17 protein-coding genes are annotated in these 13713 nt (G+C 44.6%); 6 read left to right on the plus strand and 11 right to left on the minus strand.

Annotation, left to right across the window (positions count from 1 at the left end; genetic code table 11):
* Window positions 1-63: 63 nt before the first annotated feature.
* Together BZ167_RS02020 and BZ167_RS02025 are read left to right on the plus strand one after the other, a co-directional pair.
* Window positions 64-252: a YlaF family protein gene (locus tag BZ167_RS02020; RefSeq protein ID WP_003154504.1), complete on the plus strand. Its 189-nt coding sequence runs from the start codon at window positions 64-66 to the stop codon at window positions 250-252.
* Between the two features lie 310 nt (window positions 253-562).
* Window positions 563-1180, plus strand: a complete 618-nt coding sequence (locus BZ167_RS02025) for a hypothetical protein (RefSeq protein ID WP_020955772.1) — start codon at window positions 563-565, stop codon at window positions 1178-1180.
* A 38-nt stretch (window positions 1181-1218) separates the two neighbouring features.
* Here BZ167_RS02025 and BZ167_RS02030 read toward each other — a convergent pair whose 3' ends face one another.
* The 4 genes from BZ167_RS02030 to BZ167_RS02045 are packed head-to-tail and all read right to left on the minus strand — an operon-like array spanning window position 1219 to window position 4227.
* Entirely contained in the window at window positions 1219-1512 is a 294-nt protein-coding gene (locus BZ167_RS02030) for an anti-sigma factor family protein (RefSeq protein ID WP_053573408.1), read from the minus strand.
* Window positions 1509-2030, minus strand: a complete 522-nt coding sequence (locus BZ167_RS02035) for a sigma-70 family RNA polymerase sigma factor (protein ID WP_062623335.1) — start codon at window positions 2028-2030, stop codon at window positions 1509-1511. The genes BZ167_RS02030 and BZ167_RS02035 overlap by 4 nt, the downstream gene beginning before the upstream one ends.
* Window positions 2031-2300 carry a hypothetical protein gene (locus BZ167_RS02040; protein ID WP_062623334.1) on the minus strand — a complete coding sequence of 90 codons (270 nt, stop codon included), beginning with the start codon at window positions 2298-2300 and terminating at the stop codon, window positions 2031-2033.
* Window positions 2290-4227: a hypothetical protein gene (locus tag BZ167_RS02045; protein ID WP_062623333.1), complete on the minus strand. Its 1938-nt coding sequence runs from the start codon at window positions 4225-4227 to the stop codon at window positions 2290-2292. The genes BZ167_RS02040 and BZ167_RS02045 overlap by 11 nt, the downstream gene beginning before the upstream one ends.
* A 322-nt stretch (window positions 4228-4549) precedes the next feature.
* Between BZ167_RS02045 and BZ167_RS02050 the strand changes: the two genes are divergently transcribed.
* A complete protein-coding gene (locus tag BZ167_RS02050; protein WP_062623332.1) occupies window positions 4550-6115 on the plus strand; it encodes a M4 family metallopeptidase in 1566 nt (521 codons plus the stop codon).
* A 51-nt stretch (window positions 6116-6166) separates the two neighbouring features.
* Here BZ167_RS02050 and BZ167_RS02055 read toward each other — a convergent pair whose 3' ends face one another.
* The 3 genes from BZ167_RS02055 to BZ167_RS02070 form a co-directional block, all read right to left on the minus strand.
* Complete coding sequence (locus BZ167_RS02055) at window positions 6167-6619, minus strand: GNAT family N-acetyltransferase (protein ID WP_007409671.1); 453 nt, start codon at window positions 6617-6619, stop codon at window positions 6167-6169.
* Entirely contained in the window at window positions 6606-7403 is a 798-nt protein-coding gene (gene suhB / locus BZ167_RS02060) for an inositol-1-monophosphatase (RefSeq protein ID WP_007409670.1), read from the minus strand. The genes BZ167_RS02055 and suhB overlap by 14 nt, the downstream gene beginning before the upstream one ends.
* Window positions 7404-7536: 133 nt before the next feature.
* On the minus strand, window positions 7537-7725 hold the full coding sequence (locus BZ167_RS02070) for a hypothetical protein (RefSeq protein ID WP_003154513.1): 189 nt from the start codon (window positions 7723-7725) through the stop codon (window positions 7537-7539).
* A gap of 236 nt (window positions 7726-7961) precedes the next feature.
* Here BZ167_RS02070 and BZ167_RS02075 point away from each other — a divergent pair, with 236 nt between their 5' ends.
* Window positions 7962-8594, plus strand: coding sequence for a DUF1054 domain-containing protein (locus BZ167_RS02075; protein WP_007409668.1), 633 nt, complete (start codon window positions 7962-7964; stop codon window positions 8592-8594).
* A gap of 34 nt (window positions 8595-8628) precedes the next feature.
* Here the strand turns inward: BZ167_RS02075 and BZ167_RS02080 are convergent, their stop codons facing one another.
* Window positions 8629-8895, minus strand: a complete 267-nt coding sequence (locus BZ167_RS02080) for a UPF0223 family protein (RefSeq protein WP_007409667.1) — start codon at window positions 8893-8895, stop codon at window positions 8629-8631.
* 179 nt (window positions 8896-9074) lie between these two features.
* On the opposite strand from BZ167_RS02080, the gene BZ167_RS02085 reads away from it, so the two are divergent.
* On the plus strand, window positions 9075-10547 hold the full coding sequence (locus BZ167_RS02085) for an aminotransferase class I/II-fold pyridoxal phosphate-dependent enzyme (protein WP_061861433.1): 1473 nt from the start codon (window positions 9075-9077) through the stop codon (window positions 10545-10547).
* A gap of 47 nt (window positions 10548-10594) precedes the next feature.
* On the opposite strand, the gene BZ167_RS02090 is transcribed toward BZ167_RS02085, so the two are convergent.
* Window positions 10595-10714, minus strand: coding sequence for a GapA-binding peptide SR1P (locus tag BZ167_RS02090; protein WP_003154518.1), 120 nt, complete (start codon window positions 10712-10714; stop codon window positions 10595-10597).
* Window positions 10715-10827: 113 nt separating this feature from the next.
* The gene (locus tag BZ167_RS02095) at window positions 10828-11628 is read right to left on the minus strand and encodes a polysaccharide deacetylase family protein (RefSeq protein WP_007409665.1); all 801 of its coding nucleotides are present in this window, start codon (window positions 11626-11628) and stop codon (window positions 10828-10830) included.
* A gap of 248 nt (window positions 11629-11876) precedes the next feature.
* On the opposite strand from BZ167_RS02095, the gene BZ167_RS02100 reads away from it, so the two are divergent.
* Window positions 11877-12251 carry a hypothetical protein gene (locus tag BZ167_RS02100; protein ID WP_007409664.1) on the plus strand — a complete coding sequence of 125 codons (375 nt, stop codon included), beginning with the start codon at window positions 11877-11879 and terminating at the stop codon, window positions 12249-12251.
* Window positions 12252-12298: 47 nt separating this feature from the next.
* Here the strand turns inward: BZ167_RS02100 and lpdA are convergent, their stop codons facing one another.
* Entirely contained in the window at window positions 12299-13711 is a 1413-nt protein-coding gene (gene lpdA / locus BZ167_RS02105) for a dihydrolipoyl dehydrogenase (protein WP_033574600.1), read from the minus strand.
* Window positions 13712-13713 lie beyond the last annotated feature (2 nt).

Here is a 13713-nt window from a genome sequence, read left to right on the forward strand (position 1 = left end):
TCCTCTTTAAAAGCGTTACGTTTTTCTGTAAACTGAAAGTATGACGTTAAAGGGGATGGAAATATGAAAAAATTGAATTGGCTCTTATTATTATTTGCATTCGCAGCAGTCTTCAGCATGATGCTGATCGGCGTATCAATCGCTGAGAAAAGCGCATGGGGCATCATCGGAAGCATTGTTCTCGTTATCGCCATGATGGGAAGCGGTTTCACCGTAAAGAAAAAAATGCGCGAACAGGGACTGCTTGATTAAAAGCATGACCCTTTGCAAAATTCCGTAAACATGGAAAGACAATATCTTATGAAGCCTGAATCAAAGATTCAGGCTTTTTTATATCCTCAAAACAGGCTCCAGATGTAAGGCTTATCTCCCCCGCCGCCTAGTCAGGAAGCCGGAAATGACAGCTCCCACTCTAGTTACATCAGCAGATTCCCTCAGAAAATGAAGTCAGAAATAGTCCGGCACCGTTATGCAGAAAATACCATACCTCCTATTTCAATTCCATCATTGTCTTTTTATACTTGTGGCTGTAAGCAAATACACATGACAAGGAGAGAATGAAATGAAAACATCTTTTTTGAAGAAAACCGCTGTAACTGCTGCTGCAACCGCCTCAGCCGCCTTGCTTGCATTCAGTCCGCTTGATTCTGCCGGCGCAAAAACGATTCAGGCAAATGAACCGCATGTCCTGCAGGCTTCCGCAGAGAAAACACCGGAAGACGCGGCAAAACTCATTGACATCATCAGCCAATCGATTTACGAAAAAGACGGTGTCTATTATTTTGATGGCGAAAAAGCGGTTGAATTGGGATTAGATCAAGAACAAGCCCAGATCATTCAAAAGCTGTGGGACAGTTCAACCGAATTTTTAACCGTTCTTTCTCAATGTATTGAGAAAACGGACGGCGAATATACATTTAATAAAGAAAAAGCGGTGGAGCTCGGCTTTACGGAAAAAGAGGCCCTTATCGTTGATCAGCTGTTCACCGCTTTTTCCCAAAGTCTTCATATCCTTCAATCTGCGCTGATTGAAGAAGACGGTGTGTATACATTTGATCAGGAACTTGCTGAAAAAGCAGGAGCAGGAAAAAAAGAAGCAAAGCTGTGTGCGGGATTCTTTAATTCACTGCCCCAGGAATTGCTTGAAGGCATTTATACAGCCTTTCATCCGGCTGAGTAAACGGATTAAAACGCCCGGTCATTCAGCCGGGCGTTTTTTTAAATCAGCAGTTTAAGGACCAGCATGATAAAGAAAACAGCGCCGAACAAACAGGCTGCTTTTATCAGCAGCTTTCCGTAATACCGTTCCTTAAACCGCCTTTCTTCTTCTGCATAACAGGATGGCGCCTTCATCTCAGGGCTGCCGAGGTCAAGCGGCTCCTTCATCATATGATATAAACTCCCGCACTTACCGCATGATTCAAGATGGCGGGAAATAAACCGCTCCGTTTCTGTTTCACAATCGCCTTCAATATATAAAGGGAGTAAATCTCTCACTAAACAGCAAGTCATATCTGTCCGTCCTTCCTTTTTTCCCCCAAGTGCTGTTTCAGCTGCATTCTCGCCCTGTACAGGGTGCTCTTCACCTTCGAAAGACTCCAGTCCAAAACATCAGCAATCTCTTCGTAAGACAGCTCTTGAAATTCCCTTAAAATTAAAACGGTCTGCTGATCGCTTTTCAGACGCTGAATCTGCCCGGTCAGCGCATTCTGAGTGTCTGTCCGGGCGACGTAATGCTCCGGCAGTTCATATGTTGTTTGCTGAAGCCCTTCATTCAGGGTGATATCTGAAAATTGATATTTTCTATCACGTCTGTACCAATTGATGAAGGTATGATGGGCAATTGCATAGAGCCACGTTCTGATAGACGAATGGCCCTTAAACGACTCAAGCCCGTTAAATGCTTTCATAAATGTATCCTGAGCGAGGTCTTTAGCGGTCTCAGCATGTTGTGTGCGTCTGTAAAGGTAATACATAATATCTTGATAATGTTCACGGTACAGCTGTTCAATTGACATCTTGTTTTTCATTTAAAAGTAAAACCACACTGTCATCCAGATTGAGAGCACAATGAAGAATCCGTACAATCCATACGTCAGGCATTTCATATATTTAATCTGACGGATATCGCCGGACGGCGCATTCAAACCATGTTCATACTGCCCTTCTCTGTTTTCCGCCTCAGCTCCGAATAAAAGCTCATGTTCTTTCATCCACTGGAGCGTGCCGCCTTCGAGTTCCCCCTCCTTATATAGGTCGTATAAATCGAAGAAGACAGCCTTTTTTTCTTTATTGTTCATAAAGGTTCACCGCCTCGTAAGTATCCGCGTTCACTGCATATGCGTCATGACGGTTTGAACCGAACGGCTGAATAATGACGAGCCATGCGTTATATGTTACGCCGTCTTTCACCGCTATGACAGGCTTGACCCGCTTTTTGTAAATGATGCCGTTATAAGCTGCCGCCACTTTTTTGAATGCTGTTTGTCCGTCTCTGTATGTATGCGGGAATGTTTTGGCACTTACCTGTCCGTAGAATGAGGCCTCTTTCATGCCTTCTTCATTCCGGAGCGTATAAACGAATGTGCCTTCAGAGTTTTCAAAAACGAGATTGCCTTCCGATTTATCAATTTGTCTAAGCTTTGAAGTATCCGCGTCCAGCAATGAAAAAAGCTTCTTCTGAAGTTCTGTTTTTGTTAAAACGGTGCTGTCAGGTGAGACTCTGATTTTCATAAGACGTCCGGATACTGCATCAAATATCAGCTCCGTTCCGTTATTCGCAGTCACGGTCAAACTGCTGCCGATCAGGCTGTTTATATCCGTATTTGTGATTTCAAATGTCTGATCAGGCATTTGAAGCGTACGAAAGGCGGCTTTTGATGCTTTCACTATGTCTTTTTCCGTCATATGCACCTGCGGCAGTGACTCAAGCTGATAAATAGACGGGTCTTCTGAAAAACCCATAATGGTGTCTTTTTCCCAGTAAAATACTGTGCCCGAATTTTCGTGTTTCGTCCCTTGTGTTTTCGGCGCAATCTCCACGACAAACTGTCCGTTTTCTTTTCTCACTGTTGTCTGAATGCCTTTTGTTTTTATTTTTCGGCCGTGTGCCGACAAGAAATCCAGCGACTTTTTCCGGTATTCCTCTTCTGTAAAAGTGCGGCCTTCCGGTTTTTTAAGATATTGATAATTTGTAATCAATCGGGAAACCTCGTCCACTTCCGCTTCGTAATCTTCCGTTTTAAAACGGTAAAAGTAATGGAGGTCCTGATTGGTTTCTGTTAAATAAATCGGATTCTCTGCCGGAAAAAATGATGTAAGGATCCGTTCCGCTTGGTCTGAAGTGATATGTTCACCCACATTATCAACAGAATCTTCAGCTATCGGCTTTGAAACCGCAAAAGCTGCATCGCCCGCATTGTATACCGGATTCAAAAAGACAATAAAACCAGCGGCCGTTGCCGCCGCAAGAAAGCTTTTCGTCCGCTGTCTGATCCTGTCTGACCGATGAAATAAATGATGGGTCATCAGAAAACCGGCCATCGTTAAATACACCGTAAATGGGAGAAGTCTGCCGTAATCTTTTGTTACACCTGCCGAGGGCGCAGCGAGCACCCACACCAACAGCCCGATGACTCCGGCATAAAACACTCCGATAAAAACAGGTCTCGGTTTCCAATACATTTTAAAGAATAAAACATTCATAGAAATCAGCAGAAGTAAAACAACCGTAATAAAACATAGCATCGAAACTATATCCTCCCCCGCCATCACATCGGGACTGATATTCCAGAAAGCGAAAAAGCTGAAGATCAGCTGAATGACGGGCAGTGCCACCACAGTGAGATCAAACGTATAAAACATGCCCTTTCCCCTCTGCTCCCGCGTCATGAGCATATAGTGAAACGCGGTGAGCAGCACATACCCATACATTAAGAGATGAACGATCGGAAGAAGCTCTCTTTCTTCCGATATCAAATAGTGCGCGCTAAAGTAAGTACTCTGCACCTGATGAACCAATTCAACTGTTATGCCCGCTAATAATACGGCCCTGAGCAGAATTCCTGAATAAAACCAAACTCTCTCACGGCTGATTTTCGGATGAAAAGTCAGCGCGTATAAAACAGCAAGGCAGACGGCTGACCACTGAATGATCAACACGCTCTGTCTGCTTAAAATGAAATACCTGTCGAAATGCTGAATAAAATGACTGAAAATCTCTGACATCTGAAACAATCCTTTTCGTTTATTAAGGCCTCACCCGTTTAGACAAACGGCTATAAAAAAAGTTTTACAGATCGGAACATTTTTCCCCTATCATTTTTCCCGACTTCATTTGTCATTTTTTTCAGAATAAATCGCATCATTCGACTCATGTCTGATTCAACACGTGCCTCTCGGCTTATCCCCCGATGCTGGCCGCCGGAAGCCTTTCCGGGACGATTCTATCAATTCATCAGCGGAGTCTAGTTTTATATTGCAGAATGAGAGAATGCTGGTTTATTATAACAATATAAGTTTTCATTATTTTCAAAAAGGGGGATTTATTGTGGGTTTAGGTAAGAAATTGTCTGTAGCTGTCGCCGCTTCCTTTATGAGTTTAACTATCAGTCTTCCGGGTGTTCAGGCCGCTGAGAATCCTCAGCTTAAAGAAAACCTGACGAACTTTGTGCCGAAGCATTCTTTGGTGCAGTCTGAGTTGCCTTCAGTCAGTGACAAAGCAATCAAGCAATACTTGAAACAAAACGGCAAAGTCTTCAAAGGCAACCCTTCTGAGAGACTGAAGCTGATTGACCACACGACCGATGATCTCGGCTACAAGCACTTCCGTTATGTGCCTGTCGTTAACGGTGTGCCTGTGAAAGACTCGCAAGTCATTATTCACGTCGATAAATCCAACAATGTCTATGCGATTAACGGTGAATTAAACAACGATGCTTCTGCCACAACGGCTAACAGCAAAAAATTATCTGCAAATCAGGCGCTGGATCATGCTTTTAAAGCAATCGGCAAATCACCTGAAGCCGTCTCTAACGGCAACGTTGCAAACAAAAACAAAGCCGAGCTGAAAGCAGCGGCCACAAAAGACGGTAAATACCGCCTCGCCTATGATGTAACCATCCGCTACATCGAACCGGAACCAGCTAACTGGGAAGTAACCGTTGATGCGGAGACAGGGAAAGTCCTGAAAAAGCAAAATAAAGTGGAGCATGCCGCTGCAACCGGAACAGGTACGACCCTTAAAGGAAAAACGGTCTCATTAAATATTTCTTCTGAAAGCGGCAAATATGTAATGCGTGATCTTTCTAAACCTACCGGAACGCAAATTATTACGTACGATCTGCAAAACCGACAGTATAACCTGCCGGGCACGCTCGTATCAAGCACTACCAACCAGTTCACAACTTCTTCTCAGCGCGCTGCCGTTGATGCGCATTACAATCTCGGCAAAGTGTACGATTATTTCTATCAGACGTTTAAACGCAACAGTTACGACAATAAAGGCGGCAAAATCGTATCTTCCGTTCATTACGGCAGCAAATACAATAACGCGGCCTGGATCGGCGACCAAATGATTTACGGTGACGGTGACGGCTCATTCTTCTCGCCTCTTTCCGGTTCAATGGACGTAACGGCCCATGAAATGACACACGGTGTTACACAGGAAACAGCCAACCTGAACTATGAAAATCAGCCGGGCGCTTTAAACGAATCCTTCTCTGATGTATTCGGATACTTCAACGATACTGAGGACTGGGATATCGGTGAAGATATTACGGTCAGCCAGCCGGCTCTCCGCAGTTTATCCACTCCGACAAAATACGGACAGCCCGATCATTACAAAAATTATCAAAACCTTCCGAACACTGATGCCGGCGACTACGGCGGCGTGCATACAAACAGCGGAATTCCGAACAAAGCCGCTTACAACACGATTACAAAAATCGGCGTAAAAAAAGCGGAGCAGATTTACTATCGCGCACTGACGGTATATCTCACTCCGTCATCAAACTTTAAAGATGCAAAAGCAGCTTTGATTCAATCAGCGCGGGACCTTTACGGCTCTCAAGACGCTGCAAGCGTAGAAGCGGCCTGGAATGCGGTCGGCTTGTAAACAAAAAAAGAGACCGGAGAAATCCGGTCTCTTTTTTATATCTGAAACATTTCACAATGGCTTCACCATGATCATATATGTCTTTTCCCGATCGTCTTTTTCAAGCTTAAGCTGTTCAAAGCCGCATTGGCTTAAAAACAAAACCCATTCCTGCCTGTCCAGGGGAACGGCTGAAAACATCGCTTTATGCTCCCCTCTCAGCCGGCCCGCAATCTTTTCAATGACCGCGCGTCCGATTCCTTTCTCTTTTGCCTCCGGAGCGACGGCCACCGTTCCGAGCCACGGTTTTCCGTTTGAAGGCGCCCATTCCAAATGAAAACTGACGGCGGCAGGAGCGCCGTCAATCTCCCATACGAGCCACGTTCCATTGTACATGGAGTATGCAAGCATAAACTCCGCCGCATTTTTTGTTCCGAACTCTTCGTTTTTCCACACCGGGTGTGCAGCCGCCAGCTGCTCCAGAAACCCGAGATCTTCTTCTTCAAAATCTCTACCTGTCAGCATGTAAATAGTCGTCAAAGATAATTTTATGTATTGCCGGATTGCCCGCAAGCACGCTGTGGTTGTCTAAAAACGTAAACGGTTCGCCGTCTGTGGTCGTGTAAATGCCCCCGACTTCGTTCAGCAGCACGCAGCCGGCAGCGTAATCCCACGGCGCGAGCCTCATCGTAATGTATGCGTCAATGCGGCCGGCCGCAACACTGGCCAGCTCAAGTGCCGCTGATCCGTAGGACCGCGTTCCTCTGACCCGTTTTACGAGCGGCGCCAAAATACTCGGGTCAATCCTTCTGTTTTCCGTCACCCATGTGGCATTGATTGCAATAATGGCTTCTTCAATGGAAGCTTCTTTTAAAGGAGCAAGCGGCGTGTCGTTCAGATAAGCTCCTTTTCCGCTGAATGCGTGATACAGTTCGTCCTGCATCACATCATAAATTAAGCCGATTTTGCCTTTTCCGTCTTCAAAGATGCCGATGGAGATCGCGAAATGCCGCTTTTGATGGACAAAATTCATCGTCCCGTCAATCGGATCAATGATCCAGACGATTCCGTCAAGGGAGCGGAGCTTATCTCCCTGCCCTTCTTCTCCGAGAATCCGGTGTCCGGGAAAAGTTCCCTGTATACGGTCAATGAAAAAGCGTTCCGTCTCTTTATCAATATTTGTGACTAAATCATTCGGATTTGATTTTGTTTCAATCGTCAAGCTTTCCTGCATGGATTGCCTGATTCTCGTTCCGGCTTCTTTTACCCATTGTTTTGCGATATCATCAATTTCCGTCCAATTTGTCATACCGTGTACCTCTTTTCTATGTATAGCTTATTCTATAGCATACTGATAAAGGCGATGAAAAAGCAAGGAAAATGAAAAAAATGCCTTCTCACGTAAAAACGAACCATTTCCTGCGGTTCGTTTTTACTATTCTTTATCCGTTAAGCCGAATCCATTCTTTTCTGAGACGTTCCAGTTTTCTTTTGCTGAGATCGATTTGATCTTCATTCTCTTTTTGCATGGCCTCATACAGGGTTGCCAATTCATAATCAACCTCTAGTCTCCAGACAGCTACACGGTTATTTTTTTCCTCCCTGAATCCTTCCTTCACCACTTGCCTCATTGTCTTTCGCCCCTTCCAGAGATCATTTGTTAAGAAAGCATCCCATTTTTCCAATTTATTAATGATACTTCTTATATCGTATGGAAACTTATATTCGGCTGTAACAACATTCTTAAAATTGTGTGTTTACCTATTCGTTTTTTACCACCAATCCTCTCGGTTCAAACGTTCTCAATGTTTTTGCGGCCGGCGGCGGCTGTGGTAAAATATGAATACTTACGATAAGGAGGAAAAAGATGACTCAGATGCGTTTTACAAAAGAAGACTTCGATACATTTACAATAGAAGGTTTAGATCCGCGCATGGAGGTGTTAAAAGAACAAGTCCGCCCGAAGCTGACCTTGTTAGGAGAGCATTTCGCACCGACATTGTCAGCATTGACAGGCGATGAAATGTTCCCGCATGTCGCCAAGCACGCGAGAAGATCTGTCAACCCGCCGGCTGACAGCTGGGTTGCCTTTGCCAACAGCAAACGCGGGTATAAGAAACTCCCTCACTTTCAGATCGGTTTATGGGACACCCATATGTTTGTATGGTTTGCCATCATTTATGAATCTCCGATAAAAGAGGAATACGGGAGATTGCTGGAAGCGAAGCAGGAGGACATCACAAAACAGATTCCCGGTCATTTTGTATGGTCGCCGGATCATACGAAGCCAGGGGCGTACAAGCAGTCCGACATGGATCAGGAGCAGCTGAAAACATTATTTGAACGCCTGCAGACAGTGAAAAAAGCAGAGCTTTTGTGCGGCATTCAGCTGCAAAAAGAAGACGTGATCAACATGAACAACAATGAATTCCTGCAAACCATTGAAGATGCTTTTAGGAAGCTTTCCTTTTTATACACACTGACTCAGAAAGTCTCATAACATAAAAAGCGGGCCGATTGCCGGCTCGCTTTGTCTACATTTTGATAATCGCTTGATCTGATTGTTTCGCCTGTTTCACAGTCCGATAAGGGGAATAGGTGCTGTCAGCTTCAAATTGGCTGCAGATTTTCTTTTCTTCCGCTTTCCCGGGAACGATTTCTTTAAAGCGGCGGTACGCATTCAGAAGCCTGTCTCGGTCAGCTCCTTTTTCATAGGCGTTTTCCACCTGCTGAAAAAAAGCAATAACATCCACGGCCTCCTCTGTCGTCCAGTCCTCATTCATCGGATATTGATATTCCAAATGTCTTCACTCCTTTATCATCATGCTCAAAATAAGCATCTTCCATAGATCATAAATTGTTCTTTACTTTCTTTCAAGTTCATAATATAATTCATTTGTTTTACGTTTAAAAAACGGGTAATAAAACTGAATGTAATACAAACTAATCCGTAGGTATTATGATAAAGGTGGGAAAACAATTGCCGCAACATGAAACACCCCTGTACAGCGGACTGAAAAAGCACGCGGACAGACAGCCTGTCCAATTCCACATTCCGGGCCATAAAAAAGGCGCGGGAATGGATCCGGAATTCAGACAATTTATCGGAGAAAACGCGTTAAGCATAGATTTAATTAATATCGAACCTCTGGATGATTTACATGCGCCAAAGGGCATCATTAAAGAAGCCCAGGATCTGGCCGCGGAAGCATTCGGCGCAGACCATACCTTCTTTTCCGTACAAGGGACGAGCGGCGCCATTATGACGATGGTCATGGCCGTATGCGGACCCGGAGATAAAATCATCATCCCGAGAAACGTTCATAAATCCATTATGTCGGCCATTGTATTTTCCGGAGCGGTGCCGATTTTTATACACCCGGAAATTGACGATGAGCTCGGAATTTCTCACGGCATTACGCTTGAGTCCGCCGAGCGGGCTTTGACGGAGCACCCTGACGCAAAAGGCCTGCTTGTCATAAATCCGACGTACTTCGGTGTGGCAGCTGACTTAAGCAGCATTGTAAAGCTCGCGCATTCTTTCGATGTGCCTGTGCTTGTCGATGAAGCGCACGGCGTGCATATTCATTTTCATGATAAGCTTCCTCTGTCCGCCATGCAGGCGGGCGCTGATATGGCAGCCACAAGCGTGCACAAATTGGGAGGCTCCCTGACGCAGAGCTCCATTTTAAATGTGAGAGAAGGTCTTGTTTCCAAAGAAAGAGTACAGTCGATTTTAAGCATGCTGACGACAACGTCAACATCCTATCTGCTTCTCGCTTCACTTGATGTCGCAAGAAAACGCCTCGCTACAGAAGGCCGCGATCTTCTAGAAGATACGATTCTGCTGGCGGATCAGACACGGGAACGCCTCAATCAAATTGAAGGCATCCGCTGTGTCGGTGAAGAAATCACAGGGTCTAAAGCTGCCTTCAGTTATGATCCGACTAAATTAATCATTTCGGTCAAAAACCTCGGCCTGACGGGTCATGACGTTGAAAAATGGCTCCGCGAATCATATAATATCGAAGTCGAGCTGTCCGATTTGTATAATATTTTATGTATTTTCACCCCCGGAGACAGAGCAGGAGATGCCGACCGTCTTGTAAGCGCGCTTACAGACATTTCAAAGCAGGCTTCCGCCAATGACTATGCTCATCAGCAAACCGAGGTTCTGCTTCCTGAAATTCCTCTGTTAGCGATGACGCCAAGAGACGCGTTTTACGCAAATACGGAAGTCATTCCGTTAAAAGAATCCGCGGGACGGATCATCGCAGAGTTTGTCATGGTGTACCCGCCGGGAATTCCGATCTTTATTCCGGGCGAGATCATTACTGAAGAAAATATCAGCTACATTTTTAAAAACTTGGACGCCGGCCTTCCTGTGCAGGGTCCCGAAGATGCAACGCTTGAAATGATCAGAGTCATCAAAGAGCAAAAAGCCATCCAATAAACATAAAGAAGCCCGAAACGAAATCGTTTCGGGCCTTTTTACGCTTTTTACTCTTCTTCAAGATGACACTGGCATTGTCCGCAGCATGTTCCGTATAACGTCGTGACCTTCTCATCCTCAAAGTAATGAATCGCTTCGTTACAGTCTTGGCAAACAATTGTACCCATCTGTCATTCCCCATTTCTCAGAATTTGAAAACGCTTAATTTTCACTTGTTGTTATTATATTATTATGTCACATTTAATATGTCAACTGATAAATTGTATAACACATTTATTTTTTACGGTCTTTTTATAGCTCGAGGGTCAATCACAGTATATCCTTTATGACGCAATCCTTTTACAATGTCCGGCATGGCTTCCGCCGTCCATTTCCGGTCATGCATCAATATGTTGGCCCCGTCCCGCAGATAAGGACTGTTCAGTGTGATATCGGTAAGCGCTTTTTTGGATTGATATTTCTGATCCCAATCATACCCGAAGGTCCAGTTCATTTTCACCATACCTTCTTTTTTTATAAGTCTGTCACTGTAGTCCGTATTGCTTCCGAAAGGCGCCCTGAAAAATGCGGGTTTCTCTCCTATTACCTTTTCAACCGCTTTATTGACGCCAATGATTTCTTCCCGTTGTTTTTGTTCGGAAAGATCTTTTAAGTTTTGATGAGTCATTGTATGATTACCGATCATAAAACCTAACTCATGAATATGCTTAAGCGCTTTCTTATTTTCATCTTTTTTCAAAAAATGTCCGTTTACAAAAAAGATCGCTGACGCATTGAGATCGTGCAGTTTGTCCGCAATCTCAGCAGCATGCTGATCAGGCGCGTCATCGATCGTTACCAATGCGATCGGTTTTTTCTCTTTCTGTTCATCCATTTTTTCCACAGAAAAGCTTTTCGGATTGATATAGTAACGGGGCTCCGCCTTCTGTTTTTTCTGTTTTTCCTCTTTTGTATGGTGGTTTTCCCGTTTGGCATGATTGGCCGCGGCTTGAGAATGGGGTTTGTTTGTTTGCATCTTTTCATTTGATTGGCAGCCGGCGAGTAAGCACATACATATGACAGCTGCAGCGGCTTTATACATGACAATCCCTCCTGATATGGTTTTGCTCCCAGTATAACGAAAAAACAGCGCTCTCACGAAAAACAATGTGCCTTTTTTACACATCGGCTGCGCAAGTTGTCACACGTATTATTTCTTCATTAAAAACGGTTTCAATTATATAACAATTCAGTAACAAGCCTTAGGTTTTTCACCTCTCGTGATACACTTGATACAGTCCTTATAAATGGATGAACCCATATATTATATAAAACAGAGGAGTAAGATAGATGCGCTACCGTACGGTGATTCCCTTTTTTTTGATGCTGTTCGTTCTGTCAAGCTGTTCGGTTTCTACTGTCAGTCCATTCACAAAAAACCGGATCGACAGCATTCATCACACTCAAATCTTGTTTTTTTCCGATGAAAATCATATAGATAAAGAAGTGCCTTATTACGATGCGATTCTTGATTTAGAAAAGAAATATCCCCATCATGTCGATCAAATGAAGGTTTATGACAACAGAAAGGGATGGGAAGAGGAAATCAACACGTTCCCTGCGCTGATGGTGATCAATCATCGGCATGTGGTCATGAAGATTGAGGGATCCGTAAAGAAAAAAGAGGATATCATCAAACCTATGCAGCATGTGCTTGCACAATAAAAACAGCCCCCGCTTTTACAAACGGGGGCTGTTTCTTTGTTACATTATTATTTCACGATATGGATCGGGCTTCCGATTGCTACTTCGGCAGCTTCCATAGTGATTTCGCCCAATGTCGGGTGAGCGTGAATTGTCATTGCGATATCTTCAGCAGTCATTCCGCCTTCGATCGCCAGGCTCAATTCAGAAATCATGTCAGAAGCGCTTGCGCCGGCAATTTGCGCACCGATTACAAGACCGTCTTCTTTACGAGTGATCAGCTTCATGAAGCCGTCAGTTTCGTTAAGAGACAGCGCACGTCCGTTTGCTGCAAACGGGAACTTAGCTGCAACGACTTCAATGCCTTCTTCTTTCGCCTGTGCTTCAGTGTAACCGACAGAAGCCAGTTCAGGCTCAGAGAATACAACCGCCGGAATACCGAGGTAATCGATTTCAGCCGGCTCTCCTGAAATAGCTTCGGCAGCGATTTTACCTTCGTAAGACGCTTTGTGAGCCAACGGAGGTCCGTCAATGATGTCACCGATTGCGTAAATGTTCGGTACGTTTGTGCGGCACTGCTTGTCTGTTTTAATGACACCGCGGTCAGTCATTTCGATACCGACTTGCTCAAGGCCGAGCTCATCAGTGTTCGGACGGCGTCCGACAGTGATTAATACGTAATCAGCATCAACCGTTTTTTCTTCGCCTTTTACTTCGAATGTAACTGTTACGCCGTCAGGTCTTTCCTCAACGCCTTTAGCCATGGCGCTTGTATGGATTTCAACGTTGCCTTTTTTCTTCAGTCTGCGGGTAACGAGAGAACTCATTTGTTTTTCGAAGCCAGGAAGAATTTCATCTCCGCCTTCTAAAATAACCAGTTCAGTTCCGAAGTTCGCATACGCTGTTCCAAGCTCAGTACCGATATATCCGCCGCCGATAACAACGAGCTTTTTCGGAATTTCTTTAAGCGCAAGTGCGCCTGTAGAGTTCAGAACGCGTTCGCTATATTTGAAGTTTGGCAATTCGATAGGGCGAGAACCGGTAGCAATGATTGCGTTTTTAAACGTGTATGTTTGCGCAGAGTTCTCATCCATTACGCGGACAGAGTTGCTGTCTACGAAATAAGCTTCCCCTTTTACAACGTCCACTTTATTTCCTTTTAAAAGACCTGCAACACCGCCGGTAAGCTTATTTACAACAGAAGCTTTCCATTCTTGGACTTTTGTAAAGTCAACCGTTACGTTCTCAGCAGTGATTCCCATGTCATCTGAATGTTTTGCATTCTCGTAACGATGGCCTGCATTGATGAGCGCTTTTGAAGGAATACAGCCGACGTTCAGACAAACGCCTCCAAGAGTTGCTTTTTCAACGACTGTTACTTTTTGTCCAAGCTGAGCAGCGCGGATGGCAGCTACATAGCCGCCGGGTCCCGCACCAATCACAAGAGTATCTGTTTCAATAGGGAAATCTCCTACTACCATAA

Source organism: Bacillus sp. 275, assembly GCF_001999205.1.
GTDB classification, from domain to species: Bacteria; Bacillota; Bacilli; order Bacillales; family Bacillaceae; genus Bacillus; species Bacillus velezensis.